At 44.8% G+C, this 25,420-nt stretch carries 16 protein-coding genes and 1 pseudogene; 5 read left to right on the top strand and 12 right to left on the bottom strand.

The window, feature by feature from the left end; genetic code table 11:
* Positions 1-53 precede the first annotated feature (53 nt).
* From QUA56_RS29540 to QUA56_RS29515, 6 genes are all read right to left on the bottom strand, one after another.
* Positions 54-1,256 (bottom strand): catalase, encoded by a 1,203-nt coding sequence (locus QUA56_RS29540; RefSeq protein WP_333365368.1) that lies wholly within the window; start codon positions 1,254-1,256, stop codon positions 54-56.
* Between the two features lie 215 nt (positions 1,257-1,471).
* A complete protein-coding gene (locus QUA56_RS29535) occupies positions 1,472-3,115 on the bottom strand; it encodes a peroxidase family protein (RefSeq protein WP_333365365.1) in 1,644 nt (547 codons plus the stop codon).
* Between the two features lie 84 nt (positions 3,116-3,199).
* Complete coding sequence (locus QUA56_RS29530) at positions 3,200-4,213, bottom strand: DUF2235 domain-containing protein (protein WP_333365362.1); 1,014 nt, start codon at positions 4,211-4,213, stop codon at positions 3,200-3,202.
* Positions 4,214-5,323: 1,110 nt separating this feature from the next.
* Positions 5,324-6,346 (bottom strand): ABC transporter ATP-binding protein, encoded by a 1,023-nt coding sequence (locus QUA56_RS29525; protein WP_333365402.1) that lies wholly within the window; start codon positions 6,344-6,346, stop codon positions 5,324-5,326.
* 670 nt (positions 6,347-7,016) lie between these two features.
* Entirely contained in the window at positions 7,017-7,205 is a 189-nt protein-coding gene (locus QUA56_RS29520) for a hypothetical protein (RefSeq protein WP_015175516.1), read from the bottom strand.
* 712 nt (positions 7,206-7,917) lie between these two features.
* Complete coding sequence (locus tag QUA56_RS29515; RefSeq protein ID WP_333365359.1) at positions 7,918-8,841, bottom strand: histone deacetylase; 924 nt, start codon at positions 8,839-8,841, stop codon at positions 7,918-7,920.
* 396 nt (positions 8,842-9,237) lie between these two features.
* On the opposite strand from QUA56_RS29515, the gene gyrA reads away from it, so the two are divergent.
* From gyrA to QUA56_RS29500, 3 genes are all read left to right on the top strand, one after another.
* On the top strand, positions 9,238-11,949 hold the full coding sequence (gene gyrA, locus QUA56_RS29510) for a DNA gyrase subunit A (RefSeq protein WP_333365356.1): 2,712 nt from the start codon (positions 9,238-9,240) through the stop codon (positions 11,947-11,949).
* A 169-nt stretch (positions 11,950-12,118) separates the two neighbouring features.
* Complete coding sequence (locus QUA56_RS29505; RefSeq protein ID WP_333365354.1) at positions 12,119-12,775, top strand: Uma2 family endonuclease; 657 nt, start codon at positions 12,119-12,121, stop codon at positions 12,773-12,775.
* A gap of 219 nt (positions 12,776-12,994) precedes the next feature.
* Positions 12,995-14,287, top strand: a complete 1,293-nt coding sequence (locus QUA56_RS29500; RefSeq protein ID WP_333365350.1) for a ribonuclease D — start codon at positions 12,995-12,997, stop codon at positions 14,285-14,287.
* A 31-nt stretch (positions 14,288-14,318) separates the two neighbouring features.
* Here the strand turns inward: QUA56_RS29500 and QUA56_RS29495 are convergent, their stop codons facing one another.
* From QUA56_RS29495 to QUA56_RS29485, 3 genes are all read right to left on the bottom strand, one after another.
* The gene (locus tag QUA56_RS29495; protein WP_333365348.1) at positions 14,319-14,984 is read right to left on the bottom strand and encodes a hypothetical protein; all 666 of its coding nucleotides are present in this window, start codon (positions 14,982-14,984) and stop codon (positions 14,319-14,321) included.
* A 2-nt stretch (positions 14,985-14,986) separates the two neighbouring features.
* On the bottom strand, positions 14,987-15,979 hold the full coding sequence (locus tag QUA56_RS29490; protein ID WP_333365345.1) for an ImmA/IrrE family metallo-endopeptidase: 993 nt from the start codon (positions 15,977-15,979) through the stop codon (positions 14,987-14,989).
* A 293-nt stretch (positions 15,980-16,272) separates the two neighbouring features.
* Positions 16,273-18,804: a vWA domain-containing protein gene (locus QUA56_RS29485; RefSeq protein WP_333365343.1), complete on the bottom strand. Its 2,532-nt coding sequence runs from the start codon at positions 18,802-18,804 to the stop codon at positions 16,273-16,275.
* Positions 18,805-19,017: 213 nt separating this feature from the next.
* Here QUA56_RS29485 and QUA56_RS29480 point away from each other — a divergent pair, with 213 nt between their 5' ends.
* Entirely contained in the window at positions 19,018-20,001 is a 984-nt protein-coding gene (locus QUA56_RS29480) for an AEC family transporter (protein ID WP_333365340.1), read from the top strand.
* Positions 20,002-20,818: 817 nt separating this feature from the next.
* On the opposite strand, the gene QUA56_RS29475 is transcribed toward QUA56_RS29480, so the two are convergent.
* The 3 genes from QUA56_RS29475 to QUA56_RS29465 form a co-directional block, all read right to left on the bottom strand.
* Positions 20,819-21,718, bottom strand: coding sequence for a DUF4436 family protein (locus tag QUA56_RS29475; protein WP_333365337.1), 900 nt, complete (start codon positions 21,716-21,718; stop codon positions 20,819-20,821).
* 219 nt (positions 21,719-21,937) lie between these two features.
* Positions 21,938-23,452, bottom strand: a complete 1,515-nt coding sequence (locus QUA56_RS29470; protein ID WP_333365335.1) for a carotenoid oxygenase family protein — start codon at positions 23,450-23,452, stop codon at positions 21,938-21,940.
* Between the two features lie 130 nt (positions 23,453-23,582).
* Complete coding sequence (locus tag QUA56_RS29465) at positions 23,583-25,037, bottom strand: folate/biopterin family MFS transporter (RefSeq protein WP_333365332.1); 1,455 nt, start codon at positions 25,035-25,037, stop codon at positions 23,583-23,585.
* 148 nt (positions 25,038-25,185) lie between these two features.
* Between QUA56_RS29465 and QUA56_RS29460 the strand changes: the two are divergent.
* Positions 25,186-25,420, top strand: a pseudogene (locus QUA56_RS29460) (hypothetical protein); the annotation flags it as partial.

Here is a 25,420-nt window from a genome sequence, read left to right as displayed (position 1 = left end):
GGACGACACCTGGCTGATGGCATTAAATGATGTCCCCGCCTCAAATTATTCCCTTAAAATGTTTCTTCTCCTGTTGGTTCTTGGTGGACGAGACCTCGCTTTTGAAGGCGATAATTCGCTACAACGGGATAAACAACACCGCGTATCCGATTGATCGCACCTACTGGACGATGAACTGCTAAGCCGTTCCAAGGAGAGAATCGCAGGTTTTCGTTGAAATCAGATTGTTTTTCATAATCAATTATCTGATGCTTGACGGTGAGACGACCTACTTTCAAGAAGGGCGATTCCTGTTCTTTCCAGACATTGATGCCATCGTCGATCGGCATTTTTAGGCTGGTTTGGAACTGGATGCCAAAATCCCACCAGTATTGGGCATCAGGTTTCGCCAAGGCTTGAATTAGATCGTTCCGATAATAATTGTCTGGTTTATTGGGATCTAAACCCAAGGCTTTAGCGCGATCGACAAAAGGAATTTTAGGAATTCCCGGTCGAGATTGTTCTGGAATTATCTCGTGCGGTGGTTTGCATGAAACTGGAGTAAACCCGTACTTAATTACAGCAGGATATTCGACAGGAACTAGACCAGGCTGGGAGGGATCGAAATCGGGATAGAGACCCAAAGCAGATGGTGAACCGCTCCAATATTTGGCTGTTAGCAAACTCTTCGGAGTCCGGCTACCCGTAAGCGTCGAGACCGCTAGAAAGTGTCTGGGATGTCGTATTAGCCACTTTTTCAATGTCTCTGGTGATTCAACCAGAGCAGAAAAAAAGCCGTAGTAGTCTTTGATGGTTTGACTCACAAATATCTCTGAATTGTGAACAATGATGTCCTGGGTTTTTGACTCGTGGCTTTGCGCCAGTCGTTCCCCTTCCACCCCCATCACTTTCAGTGATATTGAGCGCGAATCTTTGGCGTAATCATTGTATACTTTGGTAGCCCCGTTAGCAAATCGCAACCAAACAGGATATTCTTTAGGTTTTGCCAGCAAACCTTGCTTAAGGGAAATCGCATTCAGTTGCGAAGAAGTTAACGAAGCGTGTTTGCCCAATTCCCGTTTAATCGCTGCCTCATCAAAGTCAAAAATTTCCAGAGTTCCTTTAACGCACGCATGAGTTTTGGCGTGAGTATCTCGCAGCGCCCGCTCCTTATCCCCGTAAAGATTATCCATCCGAAGCTTGGCCTGCTCAACCAAAAGATCGTAGTATTTGCGTTCGTCCTGTTCGGGATATTCGGTAAATAACTTCTTGTTCATAAAAAACCTTTGCAAAGCTGATTGTGGTGCTAATGGTTTGCATTTTCCCCTCTCTAATACCAATTCTCCCAAGTCTTGCAACAATCATGAGTGTTGGGCGAGGTGCAACGGAGGGTTGTTTACGCTCACCCTGTTTGTAAGGTGCGTCGCTACGAGATTGTCGCTCTTTTTTAGGATTTAAAAGCGACGCACCCTACAGCTACTGTTGCAAGGCTCTAAGCTGGTTTCCAACCCTCATTATAAAAAGAAACTTTGTACTCTTTACCGCGAGGAACATTACGGTTCAGCACCTGCGAGAGGGTCTTGGTATTCCTAATCTCTTCCCAGCCTACAGGTGAAAAAGTTTCTGGATTGAAGACATTTTCGGCTAATAGAGGATTGGTGAAAGCTTGAGAAAAGGCATCAATTCCTATCAGTCGTCCGACTAAAGGAGGTAAAGCTGAATTTGGTCGCAGATCTTCTGCGTAGAGCCCCACATACAACTCAATGTTGTCTACGTGACCGTACAATCGTTTCAATTCTTTTTGGACATCTTCATCGGCAGTAATTTGATTGAAATCTGTAACCCGTGGATACTTACACAATTCGCGGTAATCGTTGTAGCTTCTTAATTTCGCCGCACGACCTACACGAATGCTGGCTGTCTCGGTTGGTATTAGGAACTCAGGCGTATTGAATAAACTCAATTGCGCTGCTGGTTGGGAACAAGCTTCTTCAAACATAGCTCCCAAACCCTTGTTGATAATCATATCATTGTTCCACATCGTCTCCGGCACAGACATTTCTTTCCCGTCATGGATTATCTTATCTGGCAGCATACTATGCCAACGGTAAACTAAAGTAAATTCTACCGTCATCCAATTGGTGCGATACCATTTTTCATCATTAAATGCTGGGGGATCGGTGAAGAATTGGAAGTGATAGGGAGTAATGTGGTTGATATAATCCTCTAGCACAATTTTGAGAAACTCCGCCATCACGATATTTCTGGCGGTTTGGAAAAGGCGTTCATCATCCCAAGTTGGATAGTTCTTTGCCAAGAGGTCGCACACGCGATTATGTTCTCTTAAGCTAAGAACGTTGAGCATTACATAGCCAACTTGCACATTAACACGCTCTAACTCTATCCCCATTACAAATAATTTTTGTCTCTTTTCATAGGGTAGTTTATCCGACTTTTTCTCGTCGAATTCACCGACTATTTGATGGGGAATTCCTTTGAATTCTTCCTTGGGCTGTCCGTTCTCATCATAGTAAAAAGGAGGATATTCTTCGCCATTAATAATTTGGCTTTTTAGCTTCCCTCCTTCATGAGACCTCAGTATGTGAGTAATATTGGCGTTCAACCCATAGACGTTACACAGATCGATTTGGTGGTTGGAGCTATTTTTGCGGTGATCCAGTCGATCTGTTCGCAGGAAACTGTCGGTAAACCATTGCACGAAATAGGGGAAAATAAGAGAGGATTTGGCCGAATATTTCGTCTTCCCTTTTTTGCGGTACAAAACCTCCAAATCCTTAAGAGCCGGGAAATTTTTTTCAAAATTCTCTGTGGGGTTCAAATTAACCCCAATGTAATTTTTATCCGTTAAGGGCTTCCAATCAGTAGGCGGTAGTTGGAGTCCGGAATAAGTGCGATCGTTTAATGACTCCCAAGAGGTGTAGGGAGACATGGTACTAAACGGATAGGGGCGAGTTGGAATTTTTAGAATGGCATTGTTAATCAGAGTTTTGTTCACTTTTTTGCTAAGCCCCTCGTTCTTTTGAATGAAGTTCCAAAGCGGTTTCAAGTTAGTTAAAAGGAAAGTCTCGATCTTGTTTTTCAGCCCGTCTCTTGATGTGTCTCTTGTTGAAGACATAATGGTTTTTCCTTTGAGTTATTGTAGATTCGATGGATTGCAAAGCCTTAATTCCGGGATTTTGATCGAGTCTTCTGTGCCTCTTCAATTTGATTTATGTTTGGATAAAATCTTTTCTAGATTCTTGGGGCGGTAGTCCTTTCGGCTTTCCAAACGCTTGAGCGTGCTTTCATGAAGCTCCTCAATAGCATCGCCCACCTCGCGGAACTTAATTCCTGCCAATTTGAAGAACCCAGGATCGTTTTTAAAATCAATCTCATAATTAGGATTGATACCTGTGGGAATGACACTGGGATCGAATTCAAGCCCCAATCCAAGCTTACCGGTTGAATCCAACATCCACTGCAAGGCAGCATCTGATAAACCGCTGTATTCTTTGGTTCCACCGCCGATGCAGATATGGGAGCCGGGAAACCAAACTTGAATAACCCGCTGGTTCTCAACATCAGGATTTTTCTTCATAGGGGTAACATCAAAGATTTCGCGAATTTCGTCGATCGCCACGGCGTGCAACGCATTCTGAACCAACTTATTTAAAGTGGTGTCGTGGAATCTGTACCTCTTATTGAGCTGTTCGCGATATTTCCTGAAGGCGGGTAGAGTAGGAATACCGAGGGCTCCAACGGTGTCGAAACAACCAAGCAAGGTAATCGGGACGCGCTCGCCGTAATCTTCGCGGTAATTGGCTGCTACCCGATCCTTTGGTTTAATGTCTCGGGTACGGTAAAGCTCGTAAGCTTCTGAGGCCCTGGTAATATGAGGGCGGTCTAGGAGACCGGAGCAATAAATCATCCCCGTGAGACTCCTGACTGTGTAAGCACCGCGACTGAACCCGAATAGATATATTTCGTCACCAGGCTCGTAGTTGAGACAAAGAAAACGATAGGCATCTTGTATATTTTTATCGATTCCCAGTCCAGTGGCTCCGCCCAAAATCTTGTTAGTATCCGATCCAACTCCCTCGTCATAAAACACGATCTGCGGAACCCCGTCACTGCCACTCGATTTCACTGCTTGGGCAAGCTTAATCACATTACTTGGGTAACTACTGTTTAGTTGTTGCCAAGTTCCATCACAGCAAACGATCAGACGTTTCATTTTTACATTCTCTCCTTGAATCTGAGATTCGCTAGCGAGCTGTCATTGGTCATCGGTTACTTGAGATCGCCAATTCCCGTTTTTCGATCGCCTGATACGATCCATGCTAATTTTTTGCTTTAAATTTTGCGATCTGGCTGGGGAATCTTTAGCTATTTCCCTTCTCAGGATATTAGTCTCAAAACACCATCTAGTCTAGTTTGTTGTATTAAAATGTCAATTTTATTTATATTTCTTAACTTAAATTCTTCAGAGCGTGAAATCGTAGGTTTGGTTCTTCTGAAAAAATCCTCGATTGTCCCTGTTTCGCAATTGAGGGGAAAAATACAAACCCCTCCCTAACTTGCGAGTTACTCCCGGATCTCGATTTAACTATGCTGGCTGAATACGTACAGCATCCCAACCCGCTTTTAGCAGTTAAATAAAGAGTTTCGCCAACAAATTCGGGGGGAAACCAAGTGAACTGCGGCGTTGCTGGATTGAGGTATGATATCAATTCCGGTTACACCGGACTGACTGTTGACTGTTGACTGTTGACTGTTGACTGTTGACTGTTGACTGTTGACTGTTAACTGTTGACTGTTGACTGTTGACTGTTGACTGTTGACTGTTGACTGTTGACTGTTGACTGTTAACTGTTGACTGTTGACTGTTGACTGTTGACTGTTAACTGTTAAAAATCTAAAATCGGTTGACTGTTGACTGTTAAAAATCTAAAATCTAAAATCTAAAATCTAAAATCGGTTGACTGTTGACTCGATTTTATGATTCCGATGCAACCGGAAACGATATGATAAGTGCGATCGTCGCGCGTGAGAATACTACTTGATTGCAATGATTCATTGAAGAGTGCAATGATTTATTAAATATGGAATGGGAACTTCCGATAATTTGAGAAGGGTGAATTAGTAGACGAATTAAATAAACATAAACGCCGAAATAGTTAACCCTCAAGATTGTTTTTGGGCTAACAAACGCGATCGAATAATGCCGATCTCAGGTTGAATGCCAAAGAAACCCGGTTTCTTTGGAAAATCTGGTTGGGCGACGAGAAATCTGTGAAGAAACCGGGTTTCTGACCCCGCGCGCGGAGCTTCCTATTAAACTAAACTACGATCGCATCGCCTGTTTTTGCTCGGCCTTCAAATCGCGGTTGCTAGCAGCCGCCAACTCCGCGTCCAACAGCGTCTTACCAGTCGCAGCCAAATACACATCATCTAAACTCGGCCGAGATTGAGCAATCCCAAAAGTAGGCAATCCCGCATTTTTTAAAGCTTGCTGAATAGTCACTAGCGCATCGCTTTGCGGTGTTACTACTAAATTGAGAGAATTTCCTTGAGCGGTATTGACAATTACTTCCTGCACAAAAGGCAGAGATTGCATTAAAGCTCGGGCTTTTTGGGCTTCTTCGATCGGCGAAAACTCCCGAATCCGCAAAGTCACCCGATCGCCCCCAACCCGATTTTTCAACTCCTCCGGCGTGCCCTGTGCAATTACTGTACCCTTGTCAATAATCGCCACGCGATCGGCCAAAGCGTCAACTTCTTCGAGATAGTGGCTGGTAATCAACACCGTCGTACCTTCCTCCCGCAACCGGCGCAGGAAATCCCACACCACCACCCGACTTTCAATATCCAGCCCGACTGTCGGTTCGTCTAACACCAAAACATCAGGCTGGTGCAGCAATCCAGCAGCCAAATCCAAACGCTTGCGGATACCGCCAGAATAAGTACCCGTCTTTTTATTTTCCCACTCCTCCAAACCGAGGAGTTTCACCATTTCGTCAATCCGCCCTTTAATCGTAGGGCGCGGCAAATGGTAAAGCGCTGCTTGCAGTTGCAGGAGTTCCCGCCCCGTCAGCACCTTATCGAGAGCGACTTCTTGGGCGACGTAGCCGAGTTTCTGTCTGGCAATTCTCGGCTGGCTGACAGCAGAAATACCAGACACTTCAATGCGTCCGCTATCGGGTGCACTCAAAGTACAAAGTACCCGCAGGGTTGTGGTTTTGCCTGCACCGTTGGGGCCTAGCAAACCAAATATTTCCCCCGGTTCTACCTTGAAGGAAACATCTTTAACGGCTTCTACAGTGCCGTAGCGTTTCTGAAGATTTTCAATTAAAACGGCGGGAGCCATATATTTTGGGGATGAACTGGTTGTTAATATTTTGACACTTCCGGGCTCAAATTGCCGGAATGTTCGATCGACCAATGCGACTGGCTGTGCTTGTAACGATCGGACAACCCTCCTCAACCGGAAACTGCTTACAGCATATTCCATGTATGTGCGGTACACACAATCTTGAGATCGCCCGTGTAAGGTGCGTCGCCCACGGGGGATCTGCAAGTTTTATCAAATATGAAGCAGCGACGCACCCTACTGATTAACACCACATAATATAGGTGCTACTGTACTTCATGAACCACCGAATATGCTGTATAGTTTTGATTCTTAATACCAGTTTAAAAAATATCAACTTTATAGCGGTTCCCAACCCTGATATTCATCAGTATTTCCCAATCTCAAATTTCAAATTTCAAATCCACAAAATTATGAGTTTTGAGTTAATTATAACTTCTCAGTTAGCAACTCAAAACTCACAATTTTTAAACAACAAGTAGAGATGCACCTGAAAGCTGTTCTTTTATAATTATCTCTACCTATAAGCCGATCTGGGTCGCGATTTTAATAATTAATACTGCTCTCAAACACATCGAACTGTCGAGCCAAGTATTAAACATGAAAAACTTGGGCAGGTAGCAAGTTCTACTTTTCATTCTCCTGAATGGAGTTGGCTGCCGCGTCTTTAATCGACAATTTTTACCCAACCGCGGCGCACGTTGTACAGCAGTCGGTTGATGATGGCATACTCATCTTCATTCAGCGTTCTTTCTAAAAGTGCGGATCTGAGCTGTCTCCGGTCGTGCCGAGTGACGACGCTGGAGAACATGACCTGACCAAATAACTCTTCGAGCGTCATTTGAGAGACTGACATGATAAACCTCCTAATTGATTGAGACAGTTGACACTCTCAGGTCTAAAGATACCCTCGATTCTTCATTCAACGAACTGACTTGCTTGCGACTGGATGACTCCTGTCTAAGTAGAGGTAAATTCTCCTGAAGCGTAAATTCCGGTATGCCTTACCGTACTTAATTAGTTATTGACCATAAGTTAGGTTTTGTTCGGATGCGAGCTTCCTAAACTGCAACACCTATCGGTGTGACGGATCGCTTAACTAATCTAGTTAAGTTTTTACGTTGTTTAGTTAAACTCAATTTTATATCGATAACGATCGTACCACACCCAGCATCAGACCGAGCAAAAAGAATACTCTTGACTAAAGTTCATTTAGTCGCTGGGAATCCGGATCGGATCGGGAGGCAATGTTTTCAATCTCCCAGAATATTTTTATAAACTTTTCAGAGGCTGATTGTAATTCTATTATCCTCTCTGCGAGCGCCGATTTATGCGATCGAAAACATTGACACGGTGTGATTTTTGGGCTACAAATCTGTGACCGAGACTTTGACGCCAAGTGACTCGGATCTTGTAAATTTGTGATGCTTGTCACTGAAGTCAGAAGGAAGAGGGAAAAAGGCCATCAAGGCGATCGCCAAATCTAAGTTTCGCCGATCGCCCTCAAAAGCTCTCAATTCCGTCCTAATTGCTTCTCAACCTCATTTTCCCCTATGCCAATTTTCCAGCTAATTGAGGCATCGCTCAATAGTGGCCACAACCGACTCGGCCAACTCTTTGAGCGCGTAACCCCCCTCCAAACCAAAGGCGATGCGGCGGGTGATTTGCAGGCAGTATCCGGTGAAAGTACCAAAATCTGACGGCGCCAGAGTCATGCTCGCCAGCGGATCGGACGCAGTAGCGTCGTAACCGGCGCTGACAATCAACAAATCCGGTTCAAAGTTCGACAAAAACGGTACGACAAGAGATTCAAAGGCGCTCAGGTATTCAGCTATGCCGCCGCCCGGATACAGGGGAATGTTCAGCACGTTGTCGTAGGCCCCGCGCTCGTCGGCATCTCCCGTTCCCGGATAGCACGGAGATTGGTGCAGGGAACAGTAGGCAATTTGCCTGTTGTTTTCCACCAAAGATTGAGTGCCGTTGCCGTGGTGCACGTCCCAGTCAAGGACGGCGACTCGGTTGATTCCCGGCTGTTCTAGGGCGTAGTTCGCTGCGATCGCAGCATTGGAAAACAAGCAAAATCCCATCGCGCGGGCATTTTCGGCGTGGTGTCCCGGCGGCCTGGCCAGCACGAAAGCTGGTTCTCCCGCAGCCAGCACTCGATCGACCCCATCGAGCCAAGCACTCGCCGCCAGCAGCGCTACGTCGTAACTTTCAGCAGAAATCGGCGTATCGCCGTCGAGGTAGCCGCCTCCCCGATGAGCCAAATGTTCGACTTCTTTGATGTATCTTTGCGCGTGAACTTTTTTGATAGCCCCGAACAGTTCTTGTTCGCGATCTGCAACTGGGGTGGGCAGTTGCCACTCAATTTGAGCCGCCCAGGGAGCAGCTTTCAGAGCGTTGGCGATCGCCGTTAAACGTTCTGGTCGCTCTGGGTGAAGCATTCCAGTCTTGTGCAGCAAGAAATCTTCGGAGTAGATGACGGGTAGCATCGGCTGATTTTAGATTTTAGATTTTAGATTTTAGATTTTTAGTTTGCTTTAAGAAGGCCTTCGGTTTTGTGAAATTAAAATTGCGATCGGGCAACCATTTTAATTTCTTATAGGCCAGTCAAAAAAACTCACGAAAGCATGAAAGCCGACCGCCTAAAAAAACCTTTCTAGCTTTTGCCAATTGATGACTAAATCACCAACTGCCAAATTGCCAATTGTCCTTGTTTCGTCCCTTAATTTTTCTGGCAGCTTTCCCATAAAGTCAAAGGCAAATTGTGATATAATTTCAGGAGTAATTTGCAATATTTGGCAGCTCTACTGAATCCAAACCGATTTTATCGCATTTTTGAGATTTATAGCGGTCAAATTTAAAGTTTTAACGGAGTTTTTCAACCTATGAGTATCTCTGAGTCGCGGATAATCCCGACGGATCTGGGTAATGAGATGTCCCGATCGTACTTGGAATACGCCATGAGCGTAATTGTCGGTCGGGCGCTACCAGATGCCAGGGACGGTCTCAAGCCCGTTCACCGACGCATTCTCTACGCCATGAACGAATTGGGCTTGACTCCCGATCGACCTTTCCGCAAATGCGCCCGCGTCGTGGGGGAGGTGCTGGGCAAGTATCACCCGCACGGAGATACAGCGGTTTACGACGCGCTGGTGCGGATGGCTCAAGATTTCTCCATGCGGGAACGCCTGATCAACGGCCACGGCAACTTCGGCTCCGTTGACAACGACCCGCCCGCTGCCATGCGGTACACCGAGTGCCGCCTCACAGCTTTGACTAGCGACTCCATGCTGCGCGACATCGACTCGGAAACAGTTGATTTCGGCGACAACTTCGACGGTTCACAGCAAGAACCCCTCGTACTCCCGGCACGCATCCCCCAAATTTTGCTCAACGGTTCCTCCGGGATTGCTGTGGGGATGGCAACGAACATTCCACCGCACAATTTAGGCGAAATAATTGACGGTTTAGTAGCACTAATTCACAATCCAGGAATTACCGACTTGGAATTGATGCAGTACATCCCCGGCCCTGACTTTCCCACCGGAGGGCAAATTCTGGGAAGAGGCGGCATTCGCGATGCTTACACCACGGGGCGCGGTTCGATTACAATGCGCGGAGTCGCCGGCATTGAAACCATCGAACATCCCGGCCGCCCCGACAAAGAAGCAATTATTATCACCGAATTGCCTTACCAAACAAACAAGGCAGCGCTAATTGAGAAAATTGCCGAACTTGTCAACGACAAAAGATTAGATGGAATTTCCGACATTCGCGACGAAAGCGACAGAGACGGAATGCGGATCGTGATCGAACTTAAGCGCGACGCCTATCCCCGCGTCGTCCTCAACAACCTCTACAAACAAACACCGCTCCAAGCCAACTTTGGAGCCAATATGTTAGCGCTAGTAAATGGGGAACCCCAATTACTTACGCTCTCCCAATTCCTCAATGTCTTCCTAGACTTCCGCATTGAGACAATTACTCGCCGGACTCAATACGAACTCCGCAAAGCAGAAGAACGCGACCACCTTCTGCAAGGCTTATTAATTGCTCTAGACAACTTAGATGCAATTATTCACCTAATTCGCGCCGCTGCCGACTCCGCCGCAGCGAAACAGGAATTGATGGATAATTACGGTCTTTCCGAACAGCAATCCGACGCCATTTTGCAAATGCAGCTCCGGCGCTTGACAGCCTTAGAAGCGCAAAAGATCCAGCAAGAACACGAAGAACTGCGAACTAAAATCGCCGATTTGGAAGATATCTTAGCGCGCCGGGAACGCATCTTAGAAATCGCCGAATTTGAAGCAGTCGAAATCCAAACCAAAATCGCCACTCCTAGGCGCAGCGTCATCGAACACGCCGAAGGAGAAATCGATGAAAGAGATTTAATTGCCAACGAACAAGCAATTATTCTGATCACAGAGCAAGGCTACATCAAGCGGATGCCTGTCAGCACTTTCGAGGCCCAAAGTCGCGCTACTCGCGGCAAAGCAGGCGCGAAAATGAAAGAAGACGACGGAGTAGAACATTTCCTTTCCTGCTGCGATCATGACAGCGTTTTGTTCTTCAGCGACAGGGGCGTAGTTTACTGTGTCAAAGCTTATCAAATTCCCATTTGTTCCCGGACGGCCCGCGGCACTCCCGTGGTGCAACTGCTGCCGATTCCTATAGAAGAAAAAATCACTTCTATGGTGTCAGTCACAGAATTCACCAGCGAAGAATACTTGGTCATGCTGACTCGCGGCGGCTACATCAAGAAAACCGCACTTTCAGCTTTTGGCAACATCCGCACTAATGGATTAATCGCGATTTCTCTAGAAGAAGGCGACCAACTGCGCTGGGTGCGGAGAGCAAAAGTGGGCGACAGCATCATCATCGGTACGCGCCAAGGCATGGCAATTCATTTCCGCACCAATCACGAACAGTTGCGCCCTGTCGGCCGCGCGACGCGGGGTGTAAAATCAATGAAATTGCGATCGGGTGATGAGTTGATCAGCATGGACATTTTGCCCAGTTCAATTGTTGCCGAGATTGCTGAATTGGAGACAGAAGATTCGGAATTTGAGGGAGCTAATATTGCTCAATTAGAAACAGAAGACTCGGAATTTGAAGGGGCAGAAATTGCTGACTTGGAAAATGAAGAGGCGGAATTGGAAGATGAAGAATTAGAACTGCAAGCCGAGGAAGTTGAAGGCGAAGAAGCCGAAGAAATTCAGAAAAATAGCAGCGAAGTTCCTTCGGTGTTGGTAATCACCACTAACGGCTACGGCAAGCGGGTTCCAGTTTCTCAATTCCGCCTGCAAAGACGGGCTGGTAAGGGATTGACGGCTACTAAATTCAAGTCGAAAAAGGCTAAAGATTACGTAGCTGCGCTGCGAATTGTCAACGAAGATGACGAGTTGATGATCATTACCAACCGAGGTATTATTATCCGTCAGGCTGTGAGTGCAATTTCCACGCAATCGCGCACTGCAACGGGCGTGCGGGTGCAGCGCTTGGACGAGGATGATTCCATCGTAGCTGTGGCTTTAGTGCCGCCTGCCGGTGAAGAATCTGCCGAAGAATCCGACTCTGAGGAAGTGACAGAATAGTCATAGGTTAATAGTTTGTAAGGTGCGCGCTGCGTACCTTACTGCTAAATGGTAAAATGCGATCGTTTGTAGGGTGCGCGGGCCGCACCTTACTGCTGAATCGTAAAAGTGCGATCGCCCCTACTCAGAAGTTTTCCCTCAAAAGTCAAAGATTTTTTCCGGTGAGGTAATGATGAGTCAACTCCAAACCAAACTACTAACTGATACCTGGGTTACAGCGACTTGGGATGAATATATAGAAATTATTAAACAGCCGGAGTACGATCGAGCAAAATGCTACTATTACAACGGACAGTTGAGGATTGAGATGGCAGCAGTCGGGCCAGATCGTGCTGATGACAGCGGAATTATCGTCATCTTAATCAATTTATTTGGCATTGCTAAAGGTATAAAAATGAGACTGCTGGTCAACTGTAGCTACGCCAAAACGGGTGTCAGAGGCGCTCAACCTGATGCTTCTTACTACATCGGAGACCGGGCGCAAACGGCACCTCGCGGCAGTTCTGTAGTGAATTTGGATAGCCTAGTTTCCCCAGATTTAGCGATTGAAATTGCCGACAGTTCTCTCGTTGACGATTTGGGTACCAAAAGAATGATTTATGAAGAATTAGGAGTGTCTGAATATTGGGTAGTAGACGTACAAAAAGCGCAAGTTATTGCTTTCAAAATAATTGCTAACCGGGGAAGCGAACGTCTGACGGAATCTCAAGTTTTGCCGGGGCTAAAAGTTGCTTTATTAGAGGAAGGTTTGCGCCGCAGTCGCCAGACGGACAATACAGAAGTAGGCAACTGGTTTTTAGAAGAAGTTCGCGAGAATCGTCAATAGTGCGATCGACTGCATTCTTTTTTTAACTGGAGGCTAAAAACCCGGTTTCTACGAGTTTTGTGAACAGGAACGAGAAATATAGGAAGAAACCGGGTTTCTGAGGTCTGCGCGTGTCCTGGACACGGCAATGCCATGTCCGGCGCTTGAATCGTTGACAATCTATCCGAGAATTGCTATAGCATAATATAAGCCTAAATTTAATAGCAAAAGTCTGTAAAAATGCCTTATTTAACAGCAGCAAACGACATCAAAGCACTCATCGCTAAATTTTCCCAAGCTAAAATCCTGTGGGTTGATACAGAAATAGCAGACTATAAATCCAACCCCAGATTATCTCTGATTCAGGTGTTAACTGACTCCACAGATTCGACGGGAGATGCCACTTTTCTACTAGATGTCTTGGATCGACCTGAATTGGCTACAGATTTCGTAAACCAAATCATGGTAAATCCAAATATTGAAAAAGTATTGCACAACGCCAGCTATGACATCAGATTTCTGGGCAATGACGACGCCCAAAATGTCACTTGCACATTGCAAATGGCTAGAAAGATTCCAGCTTACATTCTGCCATTACCTAATCGACAGCTCAAAACTTTAATAGAAACACTTTGCGGCATTGCTTATGTAGATAAAACAGAACAAAGCGGCGATTGGGGAAAGCGTCCTCTGACCCAGAAGCAGCTAGAATATGCCCAGATGGACGCGGTTTATTTAGCTGGAGTGCATCGCCGCCTGCTAGAAATCCTTGCTCAATGTTACCCCGAACCCGCAACGGAAAACTTGACAGCATTGGGGGAAAAATATCAGGAAATAGAATCTCAGTGGAAGCCGCTAGATTCAGAAATCGCTGAAGTTAAAGAACGATTTAAAGCGGGGATGCTGGCGCAAAATCTCAAAGATAGTTCTTATTTTCAGCTTTCCAGTTCGATAACGATGAAAGTTGATTTTATGACGCTAGCAAGACTGACGCAAACTGAGGGAATTGAGTTGAATTTTCCATTGACGCTGACGAAAGAAATTCAAAAACAGTTAGGCAAACTCATCGCCGATCCATCTTTAGCAGTTGAGGAGAGTGCGAGTTGGCGGTTAAATTCTAATGTACAGCAGCGGCGAAAATCTACTAAGAAAATTGCGCCGGAACCGGCTAGCGAGGATTTAACAGCATTGGGGGAAAGGTACAAAGAAATTTTGCCTGAATGGAAGTTGCTGGATTCAGAAGTTGAGCATCTGAAAGAGCGCATTAAAAAAGCAATGTTGGTGCAAAATAAGAGCAATACTCCTGATTTTAAGTTATCCAGTTCCTCGATTTTGAAGGTAGATTTTGCTAGCTTGGCAAAACTTGCGCTATCTGCGGGAGTTGAGTTAGATTTTATGGTCACACTGACTCAATACATCCAAAAGCAGTTAGGGGAAGCGATTAACAAAATTGACGTGCAAATTGAGTATATCACCAGTTCGCGGATGACGGCTAAGACGGTGGAAGATGAAGACGAGGAAATTCCGTTTTAAGTCAGGACTAAGGCAAGTGTCACACTTAAATCTACTTGTAAGGATTTAGTAGATTACCTGCCTCCTGCCGACACTCCTCAATATACTTTTTTAAAGTAGCTAGGGAATTGTCAGATGTTGATTTAAGCCCTGAACCAAAAACACTCTTAATTGCTGTATCACATTCTCGAACAGGAACAATGAAATCTCGAATAGTCTCAAAGCCATCGGCTTCAATATTTCTGAGAACAAGTTGCTCTAAGCACCATAATCTATGATTTAGAGATTCTTGAATGATAGGTAAGTTAACTGTTGCTAAGGCTTTGATGAATCTTTTATCTCCAGTAAAAATCTGAGCAGATTTATCTTTTTGGATAAGTTTGATAGCATGACTTGTGAGAATTGCCTCACCTTGATCGATATTGTTAATACTGGATAACTGGATAAAAATTTCTTGGTCAATATCGGCTTGAGATATGTTTGCTAAAGTTTTAGTAAGGGAAAGAACTTGTTTATAATTAATAACACGATCTTCTGTTTTTCGAGTTTTACCTGCTTCAAATTTGATCCAATCGTTTTCAAATTTATATTTTGCCGTCTCTAGGATATTAACTTGCTCATAACTAGCATCAAATAATTTAAGAGTATTATCGAATAGCTGGAATGTAGCAAGCTTTTTAATTATGTCATTATCAATGCAATAGATACAACTAGACAAAGCTATTCTCCTAAAATTTTGTCTAAGTAATCAGCATTGTCATCACTTAATTCATCCCAATTTAGATGCTGCTCTAAAAAATTGTTAATAGTCTTTTGTCCTTCTTTAGCACGCTTGATTAAATTTAAACATCCCATAGACAATGCAAAATAATCTTTATTATACCAGCTATAATTTAAAGCTAATGCACAGGGATCAATAGTTGAGTCATTTTGAACAAGTTGAATAATTTTATTCTTTAGGTCTTCTGCATTGTTAAATTTTTTATTGCCGAGGGAGTTATCAAAACTATTGACTAGCAGTTTAACTGCAAACTGATTGCTATCTCTTTCTTCTAGATCATCAGAGTCTTGCTTAATATCATCATCAATCAAAATACCTTCTTTAATATGACCAAGGGCAAGATGACCCAGTTCATGGGCAAGATGGAAGGCTAACCATGCTGGGTTAGTATGACTACTACTCAAAACAATCACAGGATAATCACATTGCCATTGGATCATGCCTGTAATTTTGCGGGTCTTTTTAGGGTAATCCTTGAAATAGATAACAGCGATACCATGTTCCCAGCAGTAATCGAGCAAGCTGTATAAAGTGACTTGAGGATGTTTGGCAACGATCTCTGAGCGGACTTGATGAGGGTCAGATGGGATGGGTTTAAATTCGAGCTTTATAGCGTCAGCAACAACTTCAGCAACCCGTGAGGCAAGTTGATGGGCCACATCAGGTACATCTGCTTTATCCTGTTGATGGTACTTGAATTTGGTGTGGAGTAAGGGCTTAAACTGAGGCTTCTGATTCTCGGCTAAGAGACTCTTGAGGTCTATGTGTAGACGTTGGGCAATATGACCAGCACCCTCTAGGACGGCGACGGGTTTATTGTCTAGTTCTTCATTCCACCAACTGGGCAAACCTTTTTCTCGAACGAAACGTTTTGGGAAACCGATCGCCGAGAGTTTTTTATAGAGAACAGACATTGATAATGTTTGTGTCATTGGTTTGCCCTCCGTATGAGAATTCGCGTAATATCATTGTAACCTAATTGCAGAGAATTTGGCTACTAGATTTTTTATAGAGCGTTGTTCTCTATCCTACCAGAGGATAAACTTTCGCAAAAGCAACACCAAAGGAAAGTTACAAACCCGAACGATTCCGCTCGCTCCTTTCGTCTTGGCAACCTAACACTTGTCCCATCTACCTATTTCCTAGTCGCCACTGCTGCGCCTTTGCAGTTCATTTCAATCCGCCATATTTGAGCAAGGTGGACAAATAATGCCCACCCTAATTCCTACTTTCCTACCGTGAAATACTCATTCTTAGCATACACGCTAATAATGCAGTCTCCCACTTCAAAAAACATCCCCTCTTGCTCATCTTTAGAAAATTGCAAGTTGCCGTATTTAGAATTAATTTCCTCAGCAGTCGCCGCTTTTGCTTCCATTTCATCGGGGATAAGTCCAGTAGAACCGATGTAGAAAACTAGCGGGGAAACTTTCTCGCCATAAACTTTTTCAGCGTAAGTTTCCATGCGCTCGTTTGCACTAGCTAAAGCAGCGACAAATTCGTCTCGCTTGACATCTTCTCCCTGCCATTTCGCTTGCAAAAGCCGCAGCAAACTATCTGCACCTACTTTAGCTAAAGTAGCGCTAACAATTCCGTTATTTTCTAATCCGAGAAATTCATCGAAAATCAGTTTCATCAAGTCGTCAACTTTGGTGATTTTTGTTCTGGATGACAGCGTTTTGTGTGCGAAGACAACAGGCTCATCTAAGGTGATGTCAAATGTCGGTTTTGCTAGCTTTTCGCCCGTGTTTTTGTGGTAAACTTCGTAAAGGCGATCGAGAAATTTGTTGGCGGAGTGGAATTTGCCGAAGTTGAGGATGTTTTTGCTGCCGATGTCGATTTTGTAGCTGACTCGCGAATCTACTGAACCGTGGGCGATCGCACTTTTTAAATCTGTGTATTCCGTCGTCGTCGGAAAGTTGATGTAAAGGCTTTTCGACAGATAATGCTGTTTCAAATCTTCCAATTGTTCCGCTGTGTAAGCCTCGGATTCTTCCTTCAAATGAGCGGAGAGAATGCTGGAGAGAATTTTGATGTTTGCAAGTTCTTCAAACACTCCGTCAAGGCTGCTGTAACGTCCGTCAAAAGGCACTAGCGGCAAACTCTCTAACTTAATGTCATACTCGGAATGGAAGTCAAATTTTGCCACAGGCGAACCGTCTTTTTCCAGGACACCTAATTTGTTGAGCAAATCAAACACTGCTTTGCTGCTGATTTTGGTTCGCAGCGACTTGATATTAACTTCGCCGTCGCTGACAATAGTATAATTGTTGAAAGTATTGAGGTCTGTTACCAGAATTCCTGCCACTTCTGCGATTAAAGTTTCATCTTCAACTTTTACCAGCTTAACTTTTCTGGTAATCAGCATATTGATGGTAGCGGTATTTTGATTGATGGCAAATGAACCCATTCGCACGTATTCGCCACCATCTAAAAATTCTGTTTTCAGCCAAGGTTTGACAAGGTTGCCGTTTTCGTCTCGCTTTCCTTCAATTCGCTTCAAACCTTTTCGCTGATAGTTTTCTTGCAAGTGTTTTAAGTTGATAATAATGCTGTTGCTGTTTTCCTCCAATATCTTGACTAACTCTAGCAGGGAAATTTTGTCGCTGACTTTTACCCGATCGCCAATTTCATGATTTTTCAACACATCAGGCGCAAAAACAGCCTGTTCCAAATCTTCCGTAAACTCCGCTATTTGGGCATTTGTCAAAGCTTTCGCGTGTTTTTCCGTCAAAGTAGCGTCGAAGGTGCTCGCCAGTGCATACTTAGCCGTATTTAAATTGCCGTCAGCGAGGTTAGCTTTCGCAAAAGCCAACACTGACTCATCAGTTTGAGCAACGGGAACATCTACTTTGTCATACTCATCTTTGGCGACTTTCTGATATTTGTAAAACAGTCCCCGATCGTCTGCTTTCAGCCCGCAGATTTTCAGCGTGCTCGATGAACCGTTGATTTTTTTCCCACTTTTGGAAACAAAAACTTGATAATCGTATTCCTTGATTAACGGTTCTTCCAACGGCGGTGCAACGGAACTGCCTAACAGTTTTGTGCTGTCGTAAAGAGCATCATAAACCATTTTTACTTCGCCAGCGCGGATACAATTTCCAGATAAGGTGTTGGCAATTTTGGAGAGCAGTTTGAAGTCAGCAGAGGCATAAGATATCGTATTTGCAAACACATCCATGTCTTTGAGTTCTTCGCAAATTTCCCCTAATTTTGCAGCTTCAGAACTGGCACTCGGGTCATTTGCATAGCCGTCTGTGTGCAAATTAATCGCTGTCACTTCTCCTGCTTTCACCAGAGATTTAGCGAGTTGCATCGACTGAGATATGCAGGTACACCCAGCAGTGCGTATTTTTTGAATTTCTTTGATGTATTCAGAGTCAAACTTTATCACTTCTTGAATGGGAATTCGCTGGAAGTGACAAATCACGTCCCCATTGTCAGCGTAGGAAATCAGGCTGACAATTAGCTGGTAATTGTTGTATTCGTCTAAGGTCAAAAGCTTGATTAGGGTTTCTTTCAGCGGTTTTAAGTCATAATACATTGAGCCAGAGCGATCGATGATGATGATGCTGTGAGCGACGGATTTTTCTGGGATATCACCGGGCTTTCTTTCTAAATTAATACGATCGACTAGATAGAATGCCTTTGCATTTCCGGCAAAATTGTAGAGGGTAAATTTGGTGCGAGTATTGGAGGCTGCTTGGCTGCTGGAACTTTTGACTTGAGATGATTGTTTTGCTTGCCGTGCCATAGTTTTCACCTATGTTGATTTATTCCTCAACTTTATGATTACACGCGCTTCTGTGGATGTCAAGGCCTGTCTGGAAAATTATCTGTGAGGCTGAATAAGCATTAATATTTAGCGCGGCGGTGCAAGAAAAAACTGTGGCGGTAGGGTAAATGCGGGCCCTTTTGGCAAAATTAGTCGATCGGCATAAGTCGTTTAGTAAATATTTAGTCAATCATGCTTTATTTAGAAAATCCGCTGCTCAAACTTTATCTAAATCTGATCGGATGGGTGGCGTTCGGATTTTTTATCGGCCGCCTGTTACCGAGAAGCTATTCTACATATTTAGCCAAGTTTCTTTTCTTCTTTGGCACGCCATTTAGCATTGTTGCTTTCATCCGCCGCGCCAATTTGTCTGGTGCTATTTTGATAGCGCCGCTGACAGCTTGGGTGGCAATTATAGCAGGTGGAGGACTCGCTTGGATTTTGATAAATTTCGTCAGAGAGGAACCTATCAAGACTGTTAATCGGAGCACCCAAAATAGCCCGGAAGACAAAACCGCTTGGAGTTTGCCCACTCAAGGCAGCTTCTTATTAGCAGCGATGGTTGGCAATACCGGTTTTTTAGGCATTCCCGTCAGCTTGTCCTTATTGGGTCCCGAACACTTTGCCTGGGCATTGTTTTACGACTTGCTAGGCACTGGCATGGCAATCAATACACTCGGAATTGCCATTGCTTCTCACTGCGGTAAAAGCAGGCAGCGTCAGGGTTTTTTAACTCCCCTGCGGGCAATTTTTCAGAATCCGGCACTGTGGGCTTTTGGTCTAGGATTTGTCTCGCGCAGCTTGCCGCTGTCGGCACAAATCGAAGAATTGTTAACAACAGGTGCTTGGGCTGTAATTACTTTATCTTTAATTACGATCGGGATGCAGTTGAGCAAGTTGAATTCTTTGCACAACCTCAAACAAGTTTTGACTTGTCTGGCGATTAAAATGCTGTTAATTCCCTTGGTAATTGGCGCGGGATTAACGTTTTTTGGGATAGCGGGCGCGCCGCGACTTTTGCTAGTGCTGCAAATGGCGATGCCTCCTGCTTTTGGTACTACATTGTTGGCAGAAGCTTTCAATCTCGATCGCGAATTTGCCGTAACTGCGATCGGCCTCGGCTGCGTTAGTTTATTATTCACTATTCCAATATGGATGAGGCTATTTAATTTTTAATAAACATAGGAATTGCTCTGTTTAAAAAGTGCTTTATTTCAGCGATAGCCATCACAAAAATTGAGAGTTATATGTTATAATAATTTATTTTAACAATCACTGGATCTGGAACTTTCTTGGCTTCTGCTAATCTGGAAATAGCCTGCGGATGGGAAGAATAAAAGTCAATACGCTTGGGATCGGACACTCATAGAGACAAAACCCTGTGAAAAATAGATACGGAGAAGGCGCGTGCGGGCCCTTCGGGCTTATGCTGAGCCCAAAGCTCTCTTCGGACAAAAAACATTAACCCAAGCGTATTGATTTATATTCAGGACATTTCATGGATTTCGACTTTTAGTTAATTGTTTTTGCAAATTTCTATTTGAACTAATCATACCTCAAATCAGCAACGCCAGATTTAGCATACTAAATACGGAAGAACCTAAATTTGTTGGCCGCAGATGGAGTTCATCCCAATCCGTCGGGATATCGAATGATTGCTTTTACTATCTTGCGCGGTTTGGGCGTACCCGCAAAGGATATTGAGAATTTGGCAGTCAAAATTTAATTTTTAAATTTAGTTAACTGTTGACAATCAAGCATCCAGGATACAAGCCCCCGGATTCATCCGTCCAGAAATAAAAAACCTGTATCCGATAAAGGAGCCCCCGAATTTATTCGTGGGGTGAATGCTTCAATTCTTTAATCTAAAATCTAAAATCTAAAATCGCGCAATCGATTGACTGTTGGCTGTTAATTGAAAGCATCCAGGGTACAAGCCCCCCTGATTTATCACTGGGTAAATTATTCAATTCTAAAATCTAAAAATCTAAAATCATTCAATTGGCGGGTAATACCGCTTCAACCAACAGCTACCAATAATCACCAACGCCACCACAACAATAATTTCCGTCCAAAAAAACGAAAGAAAATCGCTTGCAGTTCCCACCGGTGGTACCCCCGGTTGAGCATTGCGAATAGCGGGAAAAGCAAACAGCATCACAGCAGTCCAACTCAGCATTCCGACTTCCGGCAACTTGCCAGATTTCATCACTTTTAATGCTAGCAAAAGTGCCATAGTTGACAGAACCCACATGATGACAATAATCACTAAGGCAAAGAATTTCACCGGGAGCGATCGAGTTGCAGTAACATCAATATAAATAAAGATAGATGAATTCTCTTCCATCGGCTTATAACTGATGTCGAAACCGGGAACATCGGCATTAAACTTAAATTCCAGCGGCACCGGATTCAGTTCAAAGGGAGCAAACTTTTTACCAATCGAAGCCAGCGGGTCGATCGAAATAGCTACTTTAGCAATGTGCTTGTCAAACGGATAATTATTAATTTTTCCCTTGACTAAGTTAAATTTTAATGCAGGGACAATCATCGGTTTGCCTTCTTTAAAGGTAATTTCCGAATCCTGTACATTTGCGCCGTTAACTGTCATTAACAAGTCTTGAGCCGGGTAAGTTGGCCCTTTTTTATAGATACCTTTGAGTTCAAACTGCAAGCGGGTTTCTAATTCATTTTTAATGGGATCAACTGCAATTACCGTCATGTTTACCTCAACCAAGCTTTTGAGTGGCGCAGCGGTATCTTGAGACGGTCTGTAAGGCTCTTGGGCGTTAGCATTGTGAGAGTAAATAGATAAGATAATTGCCAAACTTACGGCGAGGCTGCAAATTAAAATAAGTGTTTTTTTAAGAGTAAATTTGTTGACAGTTTGCATTAATTATGGATATTTTTCATTTTGATTTGTTGTTAGTATTTCCCGCAGTCTGCCAGTCCGCGAGTCCGCCAGTCCGTCAGGGGTTAAAACTTGTGTCTCATAGCTAAAATCGGTGAAAACTGACATCTTGCACCATCTTGTGGAACAGGCATCTTGCCTGTTCCACAAGAGTTCAATTTTCCTTCTTGTGGGGTGGGCATCCTGCCCGCCCTAGCGCAACTACGAACCGATAGGAAGCAGTACATTTGGTGTAAAGCTGCCGTGCAAACCGTAAGGAATGTGCTGTTTTAAATTCAGTCGCGCTACGGGCCCTTTCGTAATATCGCGAGCATCTAAAATTACTAAGGTCGATCGATGATTAGCAGCATCATACATTAAAACCAGCAGCCAGCCGTCATCCTCAGCCCTTGCAGCTTCAGGCGAGACGCCTGAACCACGGGGAACAAACACCGGTTCCCCTGCAAAACCCCGTGGTGCCGCACTCCAAATTTGCCTTTCTCCCGTCAGGAAATCTATTTTGAGAATAGCTTGCAAAGGAGCGTTCCCAGTGGGAGAATCCGCAGCACCGATGTAAAGATATCGGTAAGGTTGTCCGACATTATTGGGATGCAAAGTTGGAAACTCGCAGCACCGAGTTTCAATTACTTGATGCTTGACAGTTTTCTCGTTCAAATTTAGCTGAAACCGCCACAATTCGCCCGCTGGAACGCTGTCAAAATCAAGTTCCCTAAAATCAGCGTCCGCTTCTACAGTTGGAAATGATTCGTAGCAAACTGAATCTACAAAAACTTCGCCTCCTTCTTCCCATGCGTTGCAGTGGTGGAAGACAAAACAAGGTTCGGTTTCTAATATCTTCACCTCGTCTGTGCCGTTGCGGGGAATCAAAATTGCTTGCGTGGGCTTGTTTGGCGAAAATTGAATGCACTGGGCTGCACTCCGAAATCCTAGCAAGAAAAGCAGGGGATTGAATGAGACTGGATTTTGGAAAAATATGCAGTAATTCGGGGTGATTACCATGTCGTGCAGGAAGGCAAAACCCGGTATTGCATGGGCGTGACGCTGCAAAAGTTTGCCGCTTTCGTCGAGTTCGTAAATCGTGATGGTACTCGACAAACCTGGCTTGACGGAAAAGTTTACTAATCTGTCTCCTTTGCCATTTTTCCCTTTTTCAATTCTGGGGTGGGCGGCGAAGGCTTCACCGGGTTCCAAGATGCCGTCTAGGGTATCTAAACCGAGTGTTTCTAGGGTGCGGGGGTCGAGTCTGTAGGGCTGTGCTGCTTCCCAAAGTGCTAGCAGTTTGTCGCCCCAATAAATGATGTTGGTGTTGGCAATGTTTTTGATTTTGACATCAAAGATGTTGGCTAGCCAGCCCCCTGGCTTCTGTGTGCCGAAAACGCCTCGGTGGAGGATTTTTCCGGCTTTTTGTTCGGCGAGATAGCCTTCTGTGTGTATGAATCGGTTGCGAAAATGGGCGCGGCCTTCGCTAAGGACGATCGCACAAACCATCCCGTCGCCGTCAAACGGGTGGTGGATGCGCTGGCCGTTGACATCCAATAATCCGGGCCCGTTGCGAAAGAATGTGCCTTGCAAGTCGGCGGGGATTTCGCCTTCTATGTCGTCAATCCAGTAGTCGGATTCGTTGGGTTGGGATTCGTAGCCGCGCTGCCAGTCTGTGCGATCGTAGGATGATTTTTTGGCGGCTTTTTGAGGTTGGGAAATCTGTAAGTTTGGCATTGGTAGAATAAGCTTTTATTGATTTAACCGCAGAGAACGCAGAGGGCGCAGAGAGGGTGAAAGTCGAAGAATTGGGAAACACAGTTAAATTCAGCCGTGTATCAGTGTCAAAATCCGTGTATGCCTGCCTTTATTTGCTATCTGCGGTGCGGTTTTGTGACCTTACTGTCGGTACTAAGTCGGGAAAGTATTCGGGAATGAAATGCTGTCCGCCTGGTTTGGAAGTGCCCAGTTCGGGTTCTAATACGGGAAGAGACTTTTGAGAGTTTGGATCGTTGCTTTCTGTACTCTCGGCGGGCAGCCAATGTAAGAACGGTAGGGGTAGAAGTGTGGAGAGGTTTGTGATGACAACTAGCAGCCAGAGGTTATCGAAATTGCGATCGGTAATTCCTAGCAAGTGGGTCAAAACTGCACCGCCTTCGTGGGACAAAAATCCTGCAAAATTTATGATTGACATCAGCAGCGCAAATAAAGTTGCCTCGACGCCTCGGGGACACAAGCGGGCGGAGAGTATCAGCACCGGCATATAAGCAATTTGTCCGATTACTGTCAGGATCAGGCTGTCTCCGATGCTGAACCATCGATCGTCAATTCCTAAAGATCGGTTGGCATGAGTTACTAATAATAAATTAGTCATGCCCAAAACAGTCGCAGCGACAGTTGACCAGCCAAAAATTACTCGAAAGGGAATTGTTTTGAGGAAGCGCTGAAACAGCCAGATGCCGGCGAGGGCGGCAATGCTGGTAACGAGGCGGACTCGTCCGAGAAATTCAGGTTGAAAGCCTAATTCGTTGGTGGTGAAAAAGAAGAAGGCCGAGTCTGAACTTGGGGTGGATTGCAAGATGAAGAGAAAGGCGGTTGGCAGCCAAATTGATTTTTGGGTAACAGCTTGCCGCAGTTTTTTTAATTGGTCTTTGACACTTTCAAAGTCGGTTATTTTGTTAGTTTTTTCTTCGGTAATTAACCAAGCTGTTGCTGATACAATTAGCGGGAAAGATGCGGTGATTAAAAATATGGTTTGGGTGCTGAAGTGTTGCAGCAGGGAACCGCTGAGGTAGGCGGTAATTAGTCCGCCGATGGCTGAGGCGCCCCAGGATAAGGATTGCAGGGAACCGGCGTCGGTAACTGATTCTTTTCGGGCTCTTTCGACTACCAGGGAGTCGGCAATCACGTCGCTGACAGCGAGTGAAAGCGAACTCAGGGCGATCGCCCCTGTAGCGGCCAGCGGCGTGTGTACAATTGTTGCGAGGCTCACCCATGCTAATGTTCCCAGCAGCCCGGAGATGACGATGTAAGGGCGTCTGCGGTAGCCGAATATCGGCAAGCCGTCGGACATGAAGCCGAACAGGGGTTTGATCATCCAAGGCAGGGCGACGACCCCCAGCATTGCCGAGACTGCGACGGGACTCATGCCCAGTTCGTCTTTGAGAAAGAAGCTGACGGCTAAGCGGGCTAGTCCGAGAATGCCTTGGACGAAGTAAATTAGTAAGATGGCTATGAGTTCGGGGGTTGGCTCATTCCCAAAGAATACTTTTTCTTTTAAATATTCTTTGAGTTTGCTGACGCCGGAGGGGGAAACGAGCATTTGAGCAATATTTCTTAATGAATCTCAATATTTATAACACATTCTTAATGAGTTGGGGGAACTGTCGGAGGTGGGATGCCGGAATGACGGGGAGCTGCCAACGGCTATAAACTTGTAATTAGCCCGAATTCAAGGATTTTTTGTAACAATGAAAGCAGAAATTAGAATTGTTTCTTTGGCAGTTGCTGGAATTTTAGGAGGATGGGCTAATTTAGCCTTGGCTTTACCTGTTGCTAACCAGCAAGGAGATTATCCGGTGCCACCTGCGAGGGCGCGAGGTAATAGGCAGGTAAACTGGGTAGTTGTTGACCAAAAATTTCTTGATGGTACCCGCCACGTGATTTATCCGTGGAATCAATCCAAAATCTCAAATCTAAAATCCT

It is taken from the genome of Microcoleus sp. N3A4 (assembly GCF_036701805.1).
Taxonomy (GTDB): Bacteria; Cyanobacteriota; Cyanobacteriia; order Cyanobacteriales; family Microcoleaceae; genus Microcoleus.
Note: the sequence above shows the minus strand (reverse complement) of the source record. Positions and strands in the feature narration are given on the sequence as shown.